General features: G+C 55.5%; 19 protein-coding genes. 9 read left to right on the top strand and 10 right to left on the bottom strand.

Features of this window, described 5'->3' with window-relative positions:
• Positions 1-178: 178 nt before the first annotated feature.
• Entirely contained in the window at positions 179-1,180 is a 1,002-nt protein-coding gene (gap, locus tag B3229_RS02000; RefSeq protein WP_286868107.1) for a type I glyceraldehyde-3-phosphate dehydrogenase, read from the top strand.
• Positions 1,181-1,195: 15 nt separating this feature from the next.
• On the opposite strand, the gene B3229_RS01995 is transcribed toward gap, so the two are convergent.
• On the bottom strand, positions 1,196-2,083 hold the full coding sequence (locus B3229_RS01995; RefSeq protein WP_286868105.1) for a LysR family transcriptional regulator: 888 nt from the start codon (positions 2,081-2,083) through the stop codon (positions 1,196-1,198).
• Between the two features lie 123 nt (positions 2,084-2,206).
• On the opposite strand from B3229_RS01995, the gene B3229_RS01990 reads away from it, so the two are divergent.
• A complete protein-coding gene (locus tag B3229_RS01990) occupies positions 2,207-2,932 on the top strand; it encodes a pirin family protein (protein ID WP_033790929.1) in 726 nt (241 codons plus the stop codon).
• Between the two features lie 67 nt (positions 2,933-2,999).
• Here the strand turns inward: B3229_RS01990 and B3229_RS01985 are convergent, their stop codons facing one another.
• The 6 genes from B3229_RS01985 to B3229_RS01960 form a co-directional block, all read right to left on the bottom strand.
• A complete protein-coding gene (locus tag B3229_RS01985) occupies positions 3,000-3,677 on the bottom strand; it encodes a hypothetical protein (protein WP_286868101.1) in 678 nt (225 codons plus the stop codon).
• A 246-nt stretch (positions 3,678-3,923) separates the two neighbouring features.
• A complete protein-coding gene (locus tag B3229_RS01980) occupies positions 3,924-4,562 on the bottom strand; it encodes a glutathione S-transferase family protein (protein ID WP_286868099.1) in 639 nt (212 codons plus the stop codon).
• Positions 4,563-4,868: 306 nt separating this feature from the next.
• Positions 4,869-5,570 carry a glutathione S-transferase family protein gene (locus B3229_RS01975; RefSeq protein ID WP_286868096.1) on the bottom strand — a complete coding sequence of 234 codons (702 nt, stop codon included), beginning with the start codon at positions 5,568-5,570 and terminating at the stop codon, positions 4,869-4,871.
• A gap of 307 nt (positions 5,571-5,877) precedes the next feature.
• Positions 5,878-6,321 (bottom strand): hypothetical protein, encoded by a 444-nt coding sequence (locus B3229_RS01970; protein WP_286868095.1) that lies wholly within the window; start codon positions 6,319-6,321, stop codon positions 5,878-5,880.
• 407 nt (positions 6,322-6,728) lie between these two features.
• Positions 6,729-7,259, bottom strand: a complete 531-nt coding sequence (locus tag B3229_RS01965) for a GDYXXLXY domain-containing protein (protein ID WP_286868093.1) — start codon at positions 7,257-7,259, stop codon at positions 6,729-6,731.
• Entirely contained in the window at positions 7,252-9,459 is a 2,208-nt protein-coding gene (locus B3229_RS01960) for a DUF4401 domain-containing protein (protein WP_286868092.1), read from the bottom strand. The genes B3229_RS01965 and B3229_RS01960 overlap by 8 nt, the downstream gene beginning before the upstream one ends.
• A 401-nt stretch (positions 9,460-9,860) precedes the next feature.
• Between B3229_RS01960 and B3229_RS01955 the strand changes: the two genes are divergently transcribed.
• Entirely contained in the window at positions 9,861-11,219 is a 1,359-nt protein-coding gene (locus tag B3229_RS01955; RefSeq protein ID WP_286868487.1) for an esterase-like activity of phytase family protein, read from the top strand.
• A gap of 180 nt (positions 11,220-11,399) precedes the next feature.
• On the opposite strand, the gene B3229_RS01950 is transcribed toward B3229_RS01955, so the two are convergent.
• The 3 genes from B3229_RS01950 to B3229_RS01940 form a co-directional block, all read right to left on the bottom strand.
• Positions 11,400-12,464 (bottom strand): alkene reductase, encoded by a 1,065-nt coding sequence (locus B3229_RS01950; protein ID WP_286868089.1) that lies wholly within the window; start codon positions 12,462-12,464, stop codon positions 11,400-11,402.
• A gap of 32 nt (positions 12,465-12,496) precedes the next feature.
• Entirely contained in the window at positions 12,497-13,249 is a 753-nt protein-coding gene (locus B3229_RS01945) for an SDR family oxidoreductase (protein WP_286868086.1), read from the bottom strand.
• Between the two features lie 153 nt (positions 13,250-13,402).
• A complete protein-coding gene (locus tag B3229_RS01940; protein WP_277268561.1) occupies positions 13,403-14,353 on the bottom strand; it encodes a LysR family transcriptional regulator in 951 nt (316 codons plus the stop codon).
• A 286-nt stretch (positions 14,354-14,639) separates the two neighbouring features.
• Between B3229_RS01940 and B3229_RS01935 the strand changes: the two genes are divergently transcribed.
• The 6 genes from B3229_RS01935 (at position 14,640) to B3229_RS01910 (ending at position 19,696) form a co-directional block, all read left to right on the top strand.
• Positions 14,640-15,029 (top strand): Rid family hydrolase, encoded by a 390-nt coding sequence (locus tag B3229_RS01935; protein ID WP_286868084.1) that lies wholly within the window; start codon positions 14,640-14,642, stop codon positions 15,027-15,029.
• Positions 15,030-15,490: 461 nt separating this feature from the next.
• Positions 15,491-16,861 carry an adenylosuccinate lyase gene (purB, locus tag B3229_RS01930; protein WP_048782436.1) on the top strand — a complete coding sequence of 457 codons (1,371 nt, stop codon included), beginning with the start codon at positions 15,491-15,493 and terminating at the stop codon, positions 16,859-16,861.
• Positions 16,858-17,361, top strand: a complete 504-nt coding sequence (locus tag B3229_RS01925; RefSeq protein WP_286868082.1) for a GNAT family N-acetyltransferase — start codon at positions 16,858-16,860, stop codon at positions 17,359-17,361. Before purB ends, B3229_RS01925 begins: the two co-directional genes overlap by 4 nt.
• A gap of 34 nt (positions 17,362-17,395) precedes the next feature.
• Entirely contained in the window at positions 17,396-18,193 is a 798-nt protein-coding gene (locus tag B3229_RS01920) for an amino acid ABC transporter substrate-binding protein (protein WP_286868080.1), read from the top strand.
• 62 nt (positions 18,194-18,255) lie between these two features.
• Positions 18,256-18,927: an amino acid ABC transporter permease gene (locus B3229_RS01915; RefSeq protein WP_033748973.1), complete on the top strand. Its 672-nt coding sequence runs from the start codon at positions 18,256-18,258 to the stop codon at positions 18,925-18,927.
• Positions 18,928-18,934: 7 nt separating this feature from the next.
• A complete protein-coding gene (locus B3229_RS01910; RefSeq protein WP_048782442.1) occupies positions 18,935-19,696 on the top strand; it encodes an amino acid ABC transporter ATP-binding protein in 762 nt (253 codons plus the stop codon).
• The last annotated feature ends 41 nt before the right edge of the window (positions 19,697-19,737 follow it).

Raw genomic sequence — 19,737 nt, 5'->3', positions numbered from 1 at the left:
TTTTTTCTGCCTGTCATCTCCTTCTTCGCGCCTCTTGCTGACAAATCCCGCTATCCCGCTCAGGCTATACTCTCCTGCTTCACCGCAGTGCAATGTTGTTATGCAGTAATGGTTTGATGCGCAGATTCACCCGCTATTTACCCTCAACACGCAGTGTTACCGGAATTGGGAGATCACCATGAAGAAGATTGGCATCAACGGTTTTGGACGTATTGGCCGTCTGGTTTTAAGACGTATTCTGGAACAGCAGGAAGCGGTGGAGGTGGTGGCGATCAACGATCTCACCTCGCCCGAGATGCTCGCCTACCTGCTGAAGTATGACTCCAACTACGGCGCATTCCACGGCGACGTCAGCGTGGACGGCAACGCGCTGCTGGTTAACGGCAAGAAAATTACCGTTTTCGCCGAGAAAGAGGCGAAGAACATTCCGTGGGGATCGCTGGGCGTTGACGTGGTTATCGAATGCACCGGCTTCTACACTTCGGCGGAAAAAGCGCAGGCGCACCTGGACGCGGGCGCGGGCAAGGTGCTGATCTCCGCGCCGGCCGGCGAGATGAAAACCATCGTCTATAACGTTAACCACGACACCATCAGCGCCGAAGACAAAATCATCTCCGTCGCCTCCTGCACCACGAACTGCCTGGCGCCGATGGCGAAAGCCCTGCACGACAATTTCGGCATCAAGGTCGGCACCATGACCACTATTCACGCCTACACCGGCACTCAGGCGCTGGTGGATGGACCGCGCGGCAAAGATTTCCGCTCTTCGCGCGCCGCAGCGGAAAATATTATCCCGCACACCACCGGCGCGGCGAAGGCGATCGGGCTGGTGATCCCAGAGTTGACCGGCAAGCTGAAAGGGCATGCGCAGCGCGTGCCGACCAAAACCGGTTCGGTCACCGAGCTGGTGTCGATTCTGGATAAAAAAGTCACGGTCGACGAGATCAACGCGGCGCTGAAGCGCGCCTGCGAGAACAATGAATCTTTCAAATATACGGAAGATCAGATCGTCTCCACCGACGTGATCGGCGTGCCTTACGGCTCAATATTTGACGCGACCCAGACGGAGATCAGCGAAGCGGGCGACCTGCAGCTGGTGAAAACCGTCTCCTGGTACGATAACGAATATGGCTTCGTGACCCAGCTGGTGCGCGTGCTGCATCTTTACGTATCGCTGTAATCGCAGGCGGGCTGCTCAGCCCGCCTTATTTCCCAGTTGCTCCTGCAAAAAGTTCAGCAGCACGCGGTTCACCTCGCTGCGCTGGCGATGCTGCGGATAGACCGCATTCAGGCAGAGCGGCGCGGGCTGATATGCCTCCAGAACGCTCACCAGTTCGCCGCGCTTTAGCGCCGGCTCGACGATAAATCCCGGCAGCAGCACCAGCCCCAGCCCGGCGATCGCCGCATCGCGCAGCACCTCGCCGTTATTGCTCAGCATCGGGCCCTGCACCGTCACGCTCTTGCTTTTGCCCGCCTGCTGGAGTTCCCAGCCGCTCAGGGCTTCCCGGCCATAGCGCAGGCAGGCGTGCTGAGCGAGGTCGTCCGGCGTAGCGGGCGTGCCCGCGCGCGCGAGGTAAGCGGGGCTGGCGCAGATCAGACGCCGCTGTTCGCCGAGGCGGCGCGCAATCAGAGTCGAATCCGCCAGCGCGCCGATGCGGATCGCCATATCGAATCCTTCGCCGATCATATCGACGTAGCGATCGGCCAGCTCGATGTGAAACTGCAGGGCGGGATGCTGCGCCAGAAACTGCGCGATAAGCGGCGAGAGGTGGCTCATGCCGAACGACATCGGCATGCTGATGCGGAACGTGCCGTGCAGCTCCTGGCGTCGGGTCGACATCGCCTGCTCCGCTTCATGGATGTCGTCGAGAATGCGCTGCGCATGGGTCAGAAACAGCATGCCCGCTTCGGTCACCGAAAGCTTACGCGTATTGCGGATCAGCAGCTGCGAACCGAGCGACGCCTCCAGCGCGGCCATGCGGCGGCTGACGTACTGCTTGGAGAGCATCAGCTGTTCCGCTGCGGCGGTAAAATTGCCCGCATGGATCACGGCAACGTAAATACGAAGATCTTCAGTCTGCATATTGTCCACTTATTTGTGACAGTGATTGCCATCTTAGCCTGTTTTTAAGAATTTTAGTTTACGGTATTGTCTGTTCCATCGGAAGGGCACAGGCGCTTCCCCCTTACAACACAGGAGCAGACCATGATTGAGCAACGACTGTCAGAGCAACGCGGCCATGGCGACCACGGCTGGTTGAACTCACGCCACACCTTTTCGTTTGCGAACTACTGGGATCCAAAACAGAGCGGCTTTTCCGACCTGCTGGTGATTAACGACGATCGGGTTGCGGCTTCTCGCGGTTTCGGCGCGCATCCGCACTCCAACATGGAGATCCTCTCTTACGTGCTGGAAGGGGCGCTGGAGCATAAAGATTCCATGGGCACCGGTTCGGTTATCGTCCCCGGCGACGTGCAGCTGATGAGCGCGGGCAGCGGCGTGACCCACAGCGAGTTCAACCATTCGAAAAGCGAAGGCGTGCACTTTCTGCAGATCTGGATTGTGCCGGCTGAAAAAGGAACGCCGCCCGGTTATCAGCAGATTTCGGTGCCGGAAAGCGAAAAGCGCGGTCAGCTGCGCCTGATCGTTTCGCCTGAAGGTGAGGACAATGCTTTATCGGTGCGTCAGGATATGCGCCTTTACGCCGGTCTGTTCGATGGCGATGAGCAGCAGACTTTCCCGCTGGACGAGACGCGCTACGCTTATATCCACGTTGCGCGCGGCAGCGTGACGGTGAACGGCATGCGTTTCAATGCAGGCGACGGCGCGCGCGTGCGTAATGAGGCAAGCCTGACCTTTAGCGAGGGCGATAATGCCGAAGTGCTGCTGTTCGATCTGCGTCCGATCGAGGTGAATCATCCGAGCCGCTGATCGCTGTTAAACGCCAGCACCCTGTCACTTAAAGCAGCACGTCGCATTGTCGACGTGCTGCTTTCACTTATTTATCGTCCCGCTCTTCCTCTTTCTCCAGCCCAAGCGGCACTTCATGATCCAGCCTGTGCGGCTTCAGCAATTGAATATCCAGAATCACATAGGTCATGGTAGTAATAAACAGCGAGATCACGCTGCCGATAACGCCACTGGTAGTGAAGGTAAAGAAGTTGTACATCACCACCCAGGTCACGCAGATAAACAGCGCCAGCGCGACGTTAATCGCGGAAAACGAGTAGTGCGTGGTGCGCGCGCCAAGATCCATTATCTGCTTATAGAGATTGCCGCCGGCATACTTCTCCAGCAGCACGATGGAACGCTCCCAGTTTTGCTGCCGACGGGCGCTGCTGCGGGTAACGAACAGAAACAGCAGCGACACAAAAAAGCCGGAGAAGGCGAGCAGCACCGGCACCGCCTGCAGCGCGTAGTCGAGGCTCTTATGACCAGTGGTGCGCGAGAGATCCAGCGTCAGCGAAGCGCCGAGCGCGGCATAGAGAAAGACGAACAGCGCCAGGAACAGCGCGTTGCGCTTCCAGTCGCTCTCTACTTCAACTGTTCGCTGCGCCCGCGCGCTTTGCAGCGCCTGGCGTATTGACTCCGCCTGAGTGGAGCCGGGCTCGATTGTCTCTACCGGCTCGCCGAAAAAAGTGTGCAGAAACGGCTCATCCGCTTTTTCAATTATCATTTCTTTTATCCATAAAGGTGATACGCGATGGGCACAGTGTAATGGAGGGATAGCGCAGGACAAAGCGCGGCCCTGCATGCGGAAGATTTACTCAAATGTATTGACGGCGTGCATGACGTTTTAGCGCTTTTCTGGCGGGTATCGCTTTTACTTTCTCTGGCTATCCCGCAACGCCTCACTGAAGCAGCACGAAGAGTGTTGGACTCAACCAGCTCGATGACCCGGTCTTATCACTATTTTCAGAGACTAAGCCCTGAGTTCATCATAAGAAACCATGACATGTTCACGGAAAGCCTGTCGGGAAGTCAGGCGCATATAATATGCCCGCACATTGGGAAGGGGGCGTCGGTCAATATCGATATCATAATAACGGTACAATACGTGACCGAACTGAATATCTGCCAGAGTAAAGGCTTCTCCGACCAGAAAGCTCTGGTTTGCCAGGCGCTCCTCGGCAATCTGAAGCTTTATTTCAAAATACTTCACTGCTGCATTGATAGCCTCAGCATCCCGCTTATCTTCAGGCGTGCGAACGACTCGCCAGAAAACTGGCGCAGTAAATGTCTGAGCGATATTGAGCTTTGACCACTCCGCCCATCGATCAACTTCGGTTTTAGCGAACAGCTCAGTAGGCCAGAAGCTTTCACTCCCATACCGATGAGCGAGATAACGTAATATCGCTCCTGTTTCCCACAGTGGGGGATTTGCGTCATCCTGCAAAACCGGTACGGTACGATTGGGGTTAAGGGCGTAAAACTCGTCAGTGTCTGTTCCCCCATACTTATGGCCAACATCCTGACGATTATAAGGCAACCCCATTTCACCTATGCACCACATCAGCGCCTGTACGTTCGACGATGTTTTCCTTCCCCATACTTTCAGCACTGATTGCTCCTGTCTGTAACGACTTAAACCATAAAGAAGTGGCTTCCCTGGCGTTGACGCTTTCGTCCTGAGACGTGAGACGATCGCTTAAACAGGGAAGGTTAATTTATAGCAGACGCCTGCCGGGTGACAGGAGGATTGTGAGGGTGAGCAGCCCGTTCATGGCGACCAGGCTGCTCAGGCAGACGTTGTTTCATCGTGATTCAGCAAACGGCATCGACAGGCGAGGCTATCGAGATCGCTACGGCCGCCGGGAAAGTCAGAGAATGGCGATCCCGGCGTACCGGCATTGCTAGTGAGAAGCGGTTACTGGGCTGGCGAATCCAGCTCAGGAATGCCGCTGCTGCGATCGGCGTAGGCCGCCTGAAAGGCCGGGCGTTTTGTCCAGCGCTGCCAGTACGCATCTAAGAACTCAAAACGCTCGTCAAGTGGAGTGGCATTGACCGGGAATTTCGAGAAGGCGATTGCGGTTGCCAGCGTAATGTCCGAGAAGGTCGGGGCGTCGCCGCCAAGCAGCCATTCACGGCCGTCTGACAGATGACGATTGACCAGCGCGGCGTGAGCCAGCGCTTCTTTACGGCAGTGTTCGCCCCAGGCCTCATTTTTGGTCAGTTCAAGCTTGAAGCCGAGGCCGGTATGCAGCACGTGGAACGCTGTAACAATGCGATACAGGATGTGCACCCACACTCGGTTATCCCACATGTTATCCAGACCCTGTTCCAGTGCCGTCTCTCCCATGATCTTGCGGCCGGGATACGTCTGGTCGAGATAACGAACGATGGCGGCCGTTTCGGAAATGTAACTACCGTCAGCCAGTTCAAGGGTAGGCGTTTCGCCCCACGGGTTCATATTCAAATGACGCCAGCCACGCTGTTCGCCTACAGGGGACATGTCATAAATGGTCTCGGCAAAGTGGTCAGCGATGCCTTTTTCGTGCACGAACAGACGCAGACGCTGTGGATTGGGAAAGGCCGAAGGTGAGGTAAAAAGCTGAAGTTTAGTCGTCATGGTTAATCCTGAAAGTTGATGGCTGGATTGTCTAACTAACGTAAGTTAGGTAAACCTTAGCGGGCGATTCGATGCACGTCAACATCTATCTAACGTTTGTTAGGTAAATCTTTTGTGCGTCTTGCGATGGATGAGGGGATTTATAACTTGCGCTGGGGTGCGCTATGGGCGAAAAACGGACGTAAGCAATGAATGATTTATGATTTTTTTCAGTTCTCCAGCGAGTCAAGCCCTCAGCCGATTTCGGTACCTGAAGTGTAAAGGTTGTGCAGGAAAGCTTTCCTGACGTTGGATTGTGATAAAGGAGTCAGTGACAACTGAAATGTATGAGGTATCTGCCGTATTGTGATTCGATGACAAACTCTTCGTGTAGGGAGGCATACCACACAGGTGGGCTAGTGATGAGACTATAGAACAGGGCATTACCGGTCATTTCATTAAGATCATCTATGAAATTGCCGAGGAGATTCTGCTTCAATGAGGATGGCAAAAGCTGCATGTCCTCATGTTCAAAGAACCAAATTGCCACTGTTTCCATAAATATTGTTTGAGAACACTCTCTAAGTTGTGGGTGCCAGTATGCAGCCGGAAACTCATTTGTAATGGATGAATGGTACCTCGCCAAAGAAGTCAGCATGCTCTCGCTTTCCTCAAGCTTAACCACAAAATAGTCAGATATACGGTTTGCAGCATCATTCATACAGCCTACAGCTCGCATAAACCCTGTAAGTCGTTCCGCATACTTATCCATTTTTCCTCTTTAAGCGCATAGCCGTACCTGAACTCATGTACAAGAGTTCATTATTGATAGTAACCTTTGAGAACATTACAACATGTCTGTAAGTTCACGTATTAAACAGCGTGAGTGAACATTAAATCTTTGAACCGCTCCCGACTAATTAAACAAGCTGCTTTATCAATCTCCGCTTCTGGCACAAAGCAGACATTCAGTTCACCCTTTGTCAGCAGCATGGTTTTTCACAGGAGATTACCCGTATTGCAGCGCTGAGACGAGTACAAGTTAAGCTACACAAGCCAGAACGATGGACGAAGAGCTGCGCAGGCATCGCGATGATCTGCTAAGAAAATCCTTTCACTAAGGATAATAAGGCCGCCTGCCAGTCTATTTTTGTCCAGGTCAGAGAGCATCTCGTAAAGCTAAGGCTGAATCACCTTACCCTGTTCATCAAGCAAATTCGTCAGCAGTGCCGTGCCATCGCTCCCCACGCGGAATGCCCCGTATCGTGCCTGCGCGAAACGCTCGGCATGACCTTCCTGAAAGAAATAAGCATCGGTTCCGACGTTCAGCGAGCCAGAATTGTAATGATATTTCACCCTTAGCTGATTCGCCTGCAGAGGCTCACCCTGATCAAACCGGGCCTGAGTCGCATGACGCTGCGCATCGAGGTCAACAATCAGGGTCCCGCGGGTGGGGAGGCATGGCGCTGACAGGGTCGCGCGGCAGGCCACCGCCTGTTGATAAAACGTCTGCTCCAGAGGTCGGGTGAGGGCATAACTGAGCGCCATGTAATCACCCTGCATCAGGGAGCGCGGGTCAGCCGGCGCAAGAGGTAAAATCATGACCGCGCCCTGTTTCAGCAATTGTTCTTTTTGCCAGATGCTGACATTGACGGCCATCAGCGCCAGCGCTATCACCGCGCAGGCCAGCCATCGGCTCTGTTTACGCATTCTCACTGGCACCTCCAGTCTGTGCGGGTAACACTTTCCTGACTCCCCATGCCAGCCCCAGTAACATCAGACCGACAGCCAGCAGAAGCAGCGCTTTGTGCAGCAGTATGACCTCCAGGAAGTAATACCAGCCAATGAGATACAGCGCCATGAAACCGCCACTGACCACCAGCAATCCCAGACTTCCCTGATATCGCGCCATCAGAATCAACCACAAGCCCAGCCCAATACCCGGTGCATAGAGGGCAGCAGCCCCGCAGATAAGGGCTGCGGGCAGTGTGATAATCGACAACAGCGGCTGGCTGTTCTTTTGCTGTCTAAGCGCACCTAGCACTAAACCTGCCGCTATCCCTGTGCCTGTCGCAGACTGAAGCAGAGAAAAAGGCGCAGTAGACCAGATGAGATCCGTAAGAAACGCCGCGTTTATCCCGAGAAAACTCAGCAACATTAGCCCCGCCGGAATGCCATACAGCAGGGGATGTACCGCGTCAGCATAGGGCCCTGCCTGTAACCTCAGCTGATGAGTGACAATCCAGAGCCACCAAAACATGACCGCCGCCACCAGTATGGAAACAGCAAAGCGACCCGCCGTCGGTGACAGGTAAAGCCGGGCCAGTAAATAGCCTGCCAGTACCAGAAAAAAGGTCAGGGCAGTGATGGCCATAAGCCGGTAGGTGCGGTCAGGCATCGCCATCGCCATCGCGGCAAGGATCGGCAGCGCGCACAGTGAACTCAGCATCATAAAGCGCACGTCATTGCTCGGGATTTGCAGCGCAACGCCGACTATCAGCCCGCACGTCGCCGCAATGGCCCATGCCAGCCCGAGGTGATATTTACCGTCGCGCTCATTGCGCAACAGGCCGCGCGCAATAACAGCGAGCACCAGTGAAGGAAGAATAAAAGTAACAGCGTCCGGGTCATCAAGCAGGTCAGAGATATAGAGCAGCAGTACCATCAGTAACAGAATGATAATTGCGGCGACCCAGCCTCCGACGCTCAGCGCCAGCCGCAGATACCAGGGCAGGTCAGAAGCATGGCCGCGTTGCTGAATCTCCTCAACCTGTGAGACGCTCAGCAAACCCCGCTGACACAGGGTATCTGTCAGTAAGGTCAGCTCGGCCGGAGCCTGATCGACAGGACTTTTTTCAGCCAGCTTGCGTTGCCACTTCAGCAGGATCGTACCATTTGCCGCCACCCAGAAAATCATCAGGGTGCCGGTCAAAAACAGGTCACCCGTATCATAGTCTAAAAGAAATAACTGCACGATCAGCGCGCAGCCTACAACGGTCAGACTTGCGATGCCCAGCGTCAGCATGCAGAGATCCACAAAGCGATAACGGTACAGGTAGTAGCCTGCCAGCAGGGCAATCACCCAGCCGGCCGTCACAGAAGTAAAGTGATGAGCACCATGCCAGTCAGCGATGTTTTCGGCCACGATGGCGGCCAGCAGCAGCAGTAAAAATCCGGCCATGACCCGCGAGAACCAGCGGCTTGCCAGCCAGCTCTCAGGGCGATGTGTTATTGCCCGCCAGGCCAGGGCTTCCCTGATTATCAGGCAGGCTGCCAGCAGCGCCAGATAGCCGTGAAGCACCGTCGTCGGGAGCCGGGTGACGCTGTCAGACACGGCGACATCCAGCAGCGAGGACGGCAACGTGGTGGTGTAGAGCTGGAACGCCAGGTTAGCGATCAGCCAGCTGCAAAACCACAGGCTGTTTTGCCGGGCGATCAACGCCAGCGGCAGAAGAACGCATAACCAGGCCCGGAATAGCTCCCAGCTGTCCGCACCGGTCTGATAAATCTGTCCATAAAGCGCAAACAGGGCGCCGAAACTTAGCCCTGCCGCCAGCAATGCGCTGCGTGCCAGCCTGCTGTACCAGCGCCACCAGACCACCACCGCCAGCGCGACGATCAGCAACTCTGCCAGGGCGAATTTCGCCATCTTCGGTAGCCAGGCCCAGTTCCAGGCAATAAAAAACAGCGATCCGGCAACCAGTGACAGTAATCCCAGCAAGCAAAGAACCGGGATAAGAAACTGACGCCACTGAGTATCTGAAGGTCTGATACCACAGCAGGCAAAGATGCGCTGGCAGGTCTCCGGGTTCAGGCTTCCTGCTTTAACCAGGCCAGCAATCTGACGGCAAAGATACGCTGCCGCTCGTGACGGCATCCCGGTTATGCGATCAGTTGCAATCTCGCTCATTCTTTCCCTGCCACTGGTTGCGGTGTAATTTTGATAATGACGTTAACCACTGTTCTTGCCCGCGATTAATCCCTGTGTCGGTCAGTGACGCTCTGCTGAGCGGCCGATAGTTTTGCTGAACAAATGTAAACATCTTTTATGGGATAGAACAGCGTTAATCAAAGGCGAGCGGTGAACTCAGCGCGATCCGCCGCATCCTGATAATCATGACTATCGCTGACCGGAAGCGCCTGCGTTTACTGCTCGCGGAGTCTGGATTGCTGTATCTAAACAGACAGGTTCATCCCACTAACCTGACGGGGGAATAATTACCCGGTTAACCGCCAGTGTTTCCCGGCGATTTCATTTTTTTGTCATTTTTATTCTTTAGGCTCGTGACTTTCCTTCATGGATATAAAAATATGAAAATCAACGCTATTTCTCTGGTTATCGGTTGTGTGCTCTCTTTTTCAACGTTAGCGGCACAGCCGAAGGCCGAACGTTACGTCGTCAGTTTCCCTGAAGGGACGCGCGTGAGCTACAACGGTGCGTTCGCCAGCGCATTTCCTCAGGGTCTGCCGGTGGGGATAGGCTCTGGTTTGCTGTTTACCGGCAAGCAGGGGGATGCGCTGACTTTCGCGACCGTCACCGATCGCGGGCCAAATGCTGATTCGCCTGATGCGGGTAAGAAAGAGTCAAAGATTTTCGTCACGCCGGACTTCGCACCTCTGCTGATGAATATTCGGGTGCAGAACGGCAAAGCGGAGGCCACAGATGCCAGACCGTTGCATGACGATAAGGGCAACGTTAACGGATTGCCGTTGCAGGATGGCCTCATTGGATCAACCAATGAAGTCGCGCTAAGCGATACGCTGAAAGTGCTGCAGGGTGACAACCGCGGTCTGGATACGGAAGGCATTACGCCGGATGGGAAGGGCGGATACTGGCTGTGCGATGAATATGGCCCATTCCTGATTAACGTTGATGAACGCGGCAAAATCCTGGCGATTCACGGGCCGCAGGCAGCAGAGGGAGAAACATCCATCGCGGGCGGGCTGCCGAACATACTCAAATGGCGTCAGCCCAATCGGGGCTTTGAGGGCATCACCCGCATGCCGGATGGGCGTATCATGGCTGCGGTGCAGAGCACGCTGGATATCGACGGTAAAAGTAAAAAGCAGGCGCTTTTTACCCGCCTGGTGAGCTTTGATCCAGCCACCGGAAAAACCGCGATGTATGGTTACCCTGTCGACAGCGAGGCTTACAGTAAAAACAGCGACGCAAAAAATGGCGATATCGTGGCGATCGACAATCAGCATATCCTGCTGATAGAACAGGGCAGCGACAAAAACGACGCCATGCGCAACCTTGTTTATAAGGTTGATCTCAGCCCGGCTACCGAGCTTTCACCCTTTGATAAGCCTGGCGAATATCCGGAGTTTGACGACGAGAAAGCCATGGCCCAGCGCGGCATTAAGCTTGCCGCTAAAACGCAGGTGGTCGATTTACGTCAACTCGGCTGGCAACAGGAGAAGGCCGAAGGGCTGGCGCTGATCGACGATAAAACGCTGGCGGTCACTAATGACAATGACTTTGGCGTAAAAACGGTAATGAAAAACCCGGTTGAAGGTAAGAAGCGCAAGGATTACCGGTTGACCGAGCAGGGAACGCTGACGATAGATGATAAGCCGGTTGCAACGACTATCGATCTGAAGCCGCTGAAGAAACCGGAGTCGGACAGTGAGTTGTGGATTGTCACGCTGACGGAATCGGTGAAATAAGATTCAAGAGTATGAAACGTCAATGTCCGCTTCTGGCACAAAGCGGACATTCACCCTTACCCAATAAGGCTTACAGCGTATTTATGCGATTTAAATAGAAATACCCTGGCCTGATAATCTCAGGCTGGCTCAGGGCCAGGGATATTTCGGCTCAGCAAGGCCCATTTAATCAGTGCCGCCTCAGGCGTAATCGGTATAACCCTCTCTTCCCTGACTAAACCAGGTGTCGCGATCGTCAGGCGTGAGCGGCCGCCCTTGAGCGACACGATAGGGAAAGTCCGGGTTACTTATAAAGGGGCGGCCAAAACTGACCGCATCGCCGGTTCCCTCCAGCAGTGCCTGCTCAGCACGGGCTACGCTGAAGTCCGAGTTCAGGATCAAGGGGCCGCGAAAAGAGCCTCTCAGCACCTGCGCCAGCGGAGGCTGCTCACCCACGCCAAACGTGCCATCAATGGGTGGCTCTCTTAACTCCATGTGAGCAATCCCTATATCTGACAAGGTCTCCAGCGCCAGGCGGAAAAGCGGCACAGGATCGGAGTCACGTATGCCCTGGGTTTCACCATTAGGGGAAAGGCGCACGCCGACCCGATTTGCGCCAATCTCATCTGACACCGCCTGAGTAATCTCCGCCAGCAGACGAATGCGATTATGCCTTGAGCCACCATAGTTATCGGTTCTGTGGTTGTCGCTGTCGCGTAGGAACTGATCGATAAGATAACCGTTAGAGGCATGAAGCTGTATGCCGTCGAAACCGGCATTGATGGCATTTCTGGCGGCTTGCCGATACTGCGCGATAATCTCGGGGATCTCGCTGAGGTCGAGCGGACGCGCCTGTTCATAAGCTGTTTTTCCCGCGTAGGTATGAGCATGGCCCGGCGCGGTGGTCGCTGATGCCGACACAGGCTGCGCGCCGCCCATGCTGGAGTGAACCACGCGGCCCATATGCCACAGCTGCGCGATTATCCTGCCGCCTGCCGCATGCACCGCCGAGGTAACACGCTGCCAGCCCGCTATCTGCTCTGCATTCCATATGCCGGTGGCATAGGGCCAGCCCAGGCCCTGTCTGGAAATGCCGATAGCTTCGCTAATGATTAAGCCTGCAGACGCTCGCTGAGCGTAGTACTCCGCCATTATCGCCGTCGGCACATTATCCTGCGTACCGCGGGCGCGCGTCATAGGCGCCATAATAAAACGATTAGGCATGGCGATAGCGCCCAGCTGCAGGGGTTCAAAAAGTTTACGCATTATTTTTTTCTCCAGGTCAAAAGCCGGACGTCTCAAACGAGGCGTTGTCCACCATCGATGTGCAGCACCTCGCCATTCATAAACGGGTTCTGCATAAGAAACAGCACGGCAGCGCCCGCCGCATCAGCGGAAACAATGTGCTTTAAGGGAAGCTGCGCGCTTAAGGATGCAACGTAGCCGTCGCGCGCGTCGCCTAGCGTACGTCCCAGCAGGGCCGTATTGGTGGTGCCGGGCGACAGCGTATTAAAGCGGCGCGGCGCGAGTTCCAGCGCAAGGCCTCGGGCAAAACCTTCCATCGCTGAGGAGGCGGCAGCCAGAACAGCCGTTCCGATGGCGCTGGGACGATCGGCCAGTATGCCTGAGATAAAGGTAACGGATGCGGTTTCGCTCAGCCGCTCGCCAAGCGCGCGAAGAATATCGACCGAGGCCCAGATACGCTCGTCGAACGCGCGGCGCAGATAGCCGGTGTTCGCTTCCATAATTTTTCCTGCCACAAAGGACCCAGCCAGCAGAACCAGGTGATCCACGACGCCGATGTCAGACAAGGCGACGTTAACGGCTTCGGTATCGGTAACATCCGCACTACGCCAGTCGAATCCGTGCTGCATCGCAACACTGGCTGTGCGAGCCGCATCCGATCCGATAATAGTGACGCGGGCGCCGGCTTCCTTCGCCTGGCGCGCAGCCGACAGGCCGATGCCCGAACTGCCGCCAAAAATCACGATATGAGTGCCAGCGATGCCCTGCGCCTTGTCTGTAACTGGAAGATCTTTGGTGATGTTCATATTCTTCTCCGGGAATGCAGTTGTGGGTCATTAACTCTTCCCGGACATACTAGGAGATTTTATTTGCTGATTTAATGGCGTTAATACTCACCTTGTAAGTGCCATTATGGAACAAATCAGGCTATAGATTTAGGCTCGCACCCAGGCAGAGATTCAGACTGGATCTTTTACGGCCATCAATTCCTGTTCCCAGGCGGTTGGCGACGCGAACACCTCGCTTAACATATCGATAAATGCCCGCACGTTAAGGCTGTTGCGGCGACTTTCAGGCCATAGCGCCGTGATCCAGGCCCGATTGAAGGCGTATGCCGGCAGCACAGGCACCAGAACGCCATTTCTGACATGATGGGCGCTCATATAGGTGGGTAAAAATCCAATGCCGCCGCCTGCCGCGATCACGCCAGAGACTATTTCGCTCGCGTCCGCCATCATCCAGGCGTTGACCGGGTACTCCTCAATTTCATCCTCAATACTGAATGCCCAGCGAAATACCTGCCCGGTGCTTTGGAAGCGGAAATTCACGCAGTCATGATGCTTTAATTCGTCAGGATGTGAGGGCATCCCTTTGCGGTTGAGATAGGAGGGCGAAGCAAAAGCGCAGACGCGATGATGACCTAGCCGACGAGCAATCAGGCGCGAATCTGGAATACTCCCTACCCGGAGGGCGATATCGATGCCTTCCGCCGCCATATCGCTGACCTGATCGCTGCTACGAATATCGACAAAAATATCAGGATAGCGTTCATGAAAGGCGGGTAACGCTGGGGCCAGTATATGCACGGCAATGGGCCAGGGCGCCGTCACTCGCAGCAGGCCAGAGGGACGGCTTCGGGTAGAGATGACAGCCTGCTGAATATTTTCAGCTTCCTGTAGCAGCTGGAGCGCTTTTTCATACAGCACCCGGCCTTCCTGCGTCAGATGTAAAGAGCGCGTTGTGCGGGTAAAAAGCGTCAGGCTCATCTGCTTCTCAAGCCGCGCAATGCTTTTACTGACGGCCGAAGGAGAAATACCCAGCGCTTTAGAGGCGGCAGAGAAACTGCCGAGCGATGCCGCACGCGTAAATGCAATCAGGCCCGTCAGGCGTTCAATCGTTATCTGTTCCATAAGGGCATCTGTTCAGCAAAGATTCAGGTTTCCAAATCATATAAAACGGAACCTCTATTGAACAGTCACGCTGTTGCGTCAAAACGCCCGCTATCGATACGCGGTCGTTTTCAGCGATACGTTTTTTGGGACAGCGCCTGAGCGCGGACTGTTGCGTCCATTGCGGTGACGAAAAGGCTCCGCCGCCCGCGCTGAAGTACAAACAGATGGCAAGCCTCTGGCTCATTGCTCCTCATTAGGGTAGATATAGGCTGGGGTTTATGACGTCATCCAGGTGAGAAAAATCATGAAAAAATCGATAGTTCCTGAAGAATTCCAGCATTATTTCAATGACTGGCACTTCTCTCCCGTCATTGAAGCAGATGGCACAGTTTATCTGTCAGGCGTTACCGCCGCCCGTAAGGACAAACCTATAAGTAAGCATCCTGAAGAACAATTCCATGATGCGTTTTATAAACTTGGTGTTTATTTAAATGCCGCTGGTTTAACCTATGAAAACATATTAGAGATGACCACCTTTCATATTGATTTAAAAAAGCATATAGACGTTTTTTCCAGAGTGAAAGATGAATATATAAAGGCTCCCTATCCGGCATGGTCAGCCATAGGCGTATCAGAATTCATTCCAGAAAATGCGCTTGTGGAAATGCGTATAGTGGCAAAAAGGTGGTTTTAGGCCTGAATGCTGGAAATATTAGTAATGTCCGCTTCAGGCATATCGCGGACACCTGCTTCAGGAAAAATTCTTCAGGTAACTACTGCGATGCTTAGTGCGTGTGAGGCGGCAGAATGGCAGGCCGCATGACAAAGGATAATCAGCGTCAACCTCTGTTTTCGGATGATTATTAAGGGAAATGCAACTTTTCTGAAAAAAACAGCGCAAAGCTCTCTTCTTATAACAAAAGCGCAATAAGAAAATCGATTTTTGTTTACATGCCTCAGGTTAACACCGCGTGCTTTCCTTGCCAGACAAGGGCTAAGGCTATTTTAGCCCTGTATTGCGCCGCGCCGCGCGAAGAGAGGCTTTTGCCACAGAGTTATAACTTACCGCTATAACATATGCCTTTCCATTATCGGCCAGGCCCGTTTAGAGGTGTTATTTTAAAGCTCTGTAAAAACAACATAAGTGACAAAGCGATGGCGTCACATATTATTGATTTTCTTTTAATTGGCAACAATTTTGGTACACCAGAAATGCGCGACGTCTGGTCGGAGCAAAACCGACTGCGGCAGCAGGTGCAGGTCGAGGTTGCGCTGGCGCAGGCGGAAGGCGAACTTGACGTCATTCCGGCGCAGGCGGCAAAAACCATTATCGAACGCGCCGACCCGTCGAAGCTGAATATCGACGAAATCGCGCAGCAGGGCGCGCAGATGAAACACTCCCTGATGCCGACGCTGATTGCGCTGCAAAAACAGTGCGGCGAGGCGGGCGAGTTTATCCACTACGGCGCTACCACCCAGGATATCGTCGACACCGCAACCGTACTGCAGCTGCGCGACGCGTTCGCCATTATTCAGCGCGACGCGACCCAGCTGGCGAATGAACTCGCAGTCGTCGCCAGGCGCTATCAGCATACGCCGATGGTGGGCCGCACCCATGGCATGCAGGCGCTCCCGACTACCTTCGGCTTCAAAGTGGCCGTCTGGCTGGATGAGTTCCTGCGCCATCTGACCCGCCTTAACGATATCAAACCGCGCACGCTCACCGGCAACATCAACGGCGCCATCTCCACCTACGCCTCCTTCGGCCCCTTAGGCCCGGAAGTGGAAAAGCGTACGCTCGATATTCTCGGGCTGGCGACGCCGAATATCGGCTGGCAGTCGGCGCGCGACCGCTTCTCGGAGTTCGCCTCCGTGGCGGTGCTGATCAGCGGCTCGCTGGGCAAAATCGGCAACGAGCTTTACAACCTGATGCGCACCGAGATCAACGAGATTGAGGAGCCGTTCTCCGCCGGCAAGATCGGCTCGACCACCATGCCGCACAAGCGCAACCCCGCCGCGCTGGAAGGGCTGGCCAGCCTGACCGCGCCGGTGCTGAAAAGCGCCGCGCTGATTTATGAGTCGATGCATGTCGAGCACGAGCGCGACGCCATGAGCTGGCGCGCCGAGTGGATCGCGCTGCCGGAAATCTGCATTTACCTCTCTGCGCAGCTGCAAAACGCCATCGCCATTCTGCGCGGCATGACGGTGAATGAAGCGCGCATGCGCCGCAATCTCGACATGCAGGGCGGCCTGCTGCTGTCGGAAAAAGTGATGTTCGAACTGGGCAAAAAGATGGGCAAGCAGACCGCGCACCACGTGGTGTACGAGTGCGCCATGCAGGCCTACGAACAGCAGCGCGACTTTAAAGAGACGCTGCGCGCCCATCCGCAGATGGACAACAGCATCAGCGACGACGAACTGAACCGCTGGCTCGATCCGGTGAACTATCTCGGTTCGGCGCCGCGCAAGGTAGATGAGGTGATCGCCGCGGCGCAGGCGTCGGGTCTGCTGGAGATGCGGGCATGAGCGACAGTTTCCGCCAGCTGACCGAGGCCGATACCGCAGCCTATTACGCGCTGGTGCACGCGGCCTACGCGTCCGCGCGCGATCTGGGCATTAAATTCGATGCCGCCACGGCCGATGCGGCGCAGATGCAGCGCCATATCGCCGCTCACGGCGTCTACGGCATGTTCCGCGACAGCGAACTGGTGGCGTCGGTTACGCTGCGCTATCCCTGGGGGCCGCTGCCTGGCCCGTTCGGGCTGCCGCACATCGGCTGGTTCGCCACCGCGCCGCACTATCGCGGACAGCGGCTGGGCGTGAAGATGCTCGACTGGCTGGAGCAGGCGGTGTTGCGCGATCAGCTGCGCGCGCCGGCCTATTCCCTTGGCACCGCCGAGAGCCATCCGTGGCTGATTCAGCTTTACGAGGCGATGGGGTTTGAGAAGGTCAGCAAAAAAGACCTCGGCAAAGGCCACATCACCGTTTACATGCAAAAAAACCTTCATTCACAGCACGCCCGCTAAGCGCGGCTGCAGATAAGAAACCAGGGAGATCACCATGAAAAAAGGGTTAATCGCACTGTCCGTCGTAATGGCGGCCTCACTGCTTAGCGCCTGCGACAACAGCGACAAATCGGCACAGGGCGGCTCCGACGCATCCACTATCCGCGTCGGCGCGACCGGTCTGAGCTTTCCCGGCGCGTTCAAAAAAGATGGCAAGCTGACCGGATTCGACGTGGAGGTCACCGAAGCGATCGCTAAAGATCTGAACTACAAAATCGAGTGGGTCACCTCTGACTTCAGCGGCCTGATGGGCCAGCTGGAGGGGGGCAAGCTCGATACGGTGGCCAACGTGGTGGCGATCACCCCGGCGCGCCAGGCCAAATATAACTTCTCCATCCCTTACAGCTATTACGGCAGCCAGATTGTCACCAACAAAAGCAACGCCGATATCAACACGCTGGACGACCTGCGCGGCAAAACCATCGCCGGCGTGCTCGGTTCTAACCACCTGGTCAACCTGAAAAAAGCTTTCGGCGATAACGGCGTAACTATCCGCACCTACGAGAGCCGCGACGGCGCGATGAACGACGCCATCAACAACCGCGTGCAGGGCTACGTCAACTCCGGGCCGATTCTGCTGGCGGAGATCAACCAGAAAGGGCTGCCGCTGAAGTTTGTCGGCCAGCCGCTGGTGATCGAGTCGGTCGGCTTTCCGTTCCACAAAGATGAGAAGGGCGACAAGCTGCGCGCCGCGTTCGACAAAGAGGTCGATGCGATGCGCAAAGATGGCCGCCTGAAAGCGATCTCGGAAAAATACTTCGGCGAAGATATCACCGCGCAGCCGTCTCACTAATCCTGGCGTTTACTTGTCAACGTTTGCCACCGCCGGGTGGCAAACGTCGTTAAGGGCTTTTTATGAATTTCGATTTTAATTACCTGCTGAAAATCTCGCCGCAAATTCTCAGCTATCTGCCGGTTACCCTGATGCTGGCGGTGGTGTCGATGGCGTGCGCCATGGTGATCGGCCTGGGGCTGTCGTTACTGCGCAACAGCAAATCCACGCTGGTGAGCAAGCTGGTCGAGCTCTATATTTCGCTGTTTCGCGGCATGCCGTCGCTGGTGCAGCTGTTTATTATCTACTTCGGCCTGCCGCAGCTCTTCCCGGCGCTGACCGGCATGTCCGCCACCACCGCCGCGATTATTGGCTTCAGCCTGAAGACCTCAGCCTATATGGCGGAGATCTATCGCGCGGGTCTGGCGTCGGTGGATCCCACGCAGATGGAAGCAGGGCTCTCTATCGGCATGCGTCGGGCGCAAATCTATCGCCGCATCATTCTGCCGCAGGCGCTGCTCAATGCGCTGCCCGCCACCGGTAACACCTTTATCTCGCTGATCAAAGATACCTCGGTCGCCTTTGCGCTGGGCGTCTCGGAGATGTTCGCCGAAGGCAAGATGATCGCGGCGGAGTCGCTGCGCTACTTTGAAACCTTCCTCGTAGTAGGTCTGATTTACTGGCTGGTGATTATTGGTTACGCCCGCCTGCAGGCGCTGCTGGAGAAAAAACTCAGTCACTCACTGCAACGCTAAGGCTCTTATGATCAGTGTAAAACAGCTCAATAAACGTTTCGGCGACAAGGTGGTGCTGGACGATATCAGCCTGACCATCGGCGAAGGCGAAGTGGTGGCGATTATCGGGCCCTCCGGCTCCGGCAAGTCGACCCTGCTGCGCTGCCTCAACTTACTGGAAAAGCCGGAGTCCGGCGTGATCCAGATTGGCGAAGTGGCGCTCGACACCGCCAGCTACAGCGCAAAAGAAGAGCATGCGCTGCGCGGGCAGACCGCCATGGTGTTCCAGAACTACAGCCTGTTTCGCAATAAAACCGCGCTGGAGAACATCACCGAAGGTTTGATTATGGTGAAGAAGATGCCGAAAGCGCAGGCCAGCGAGACCGGCATGCAGCTGCTGGAGCTGGTCGGTATGGCGCCGCAGGCGCATCAGTATCCGATCACCCTTTCCGGCGGTCAGCAGCAGCGCGTCAGCATTGCGCGCGCGCTGGCGGTTAAGCCGCGCGCCATTCTGTTCGATGAGCCGACCTCCGCGCTCGATCCCGAGCGCGTGCACGAGGTGCTGCAGGTGATGAAGAGCCTGGCGCAGCAGAAGACCACTATGGTCATCGTCACGCACGAGATGCAGTTCGCCAAAGAGGTGGCCGATCGCGTCATCTTTATGGCGGATGGCCATATCGTCGAGCAGGGCCCGGCGGAACAGGTGATCAGCTTCTCCGACAACCCGGTGACGCGCCGCTTTTTGCGTCAGATGACTAACATCGACACGAATGATGATTTCAATATTTAAGCGCGCCGCCGCATACTTTGCCGCAGGCCGTCGCACTGGAA

Origin of the sequence: Pantoea sp. UBA5035, assembly GCF_002415245.1 — a bacterium.
Taxonomy (GTDB): Bacteria; Pseudomonadota; Gammaproteobacteria; order Enterobacterales; family Enterobacteriaceae; genus Pantoea; species Pantoea septica.
Note: the sequence above shows the minus strand (reverse complement) of the source record. Positions and strands in the feature narration are given on the sequence as shown.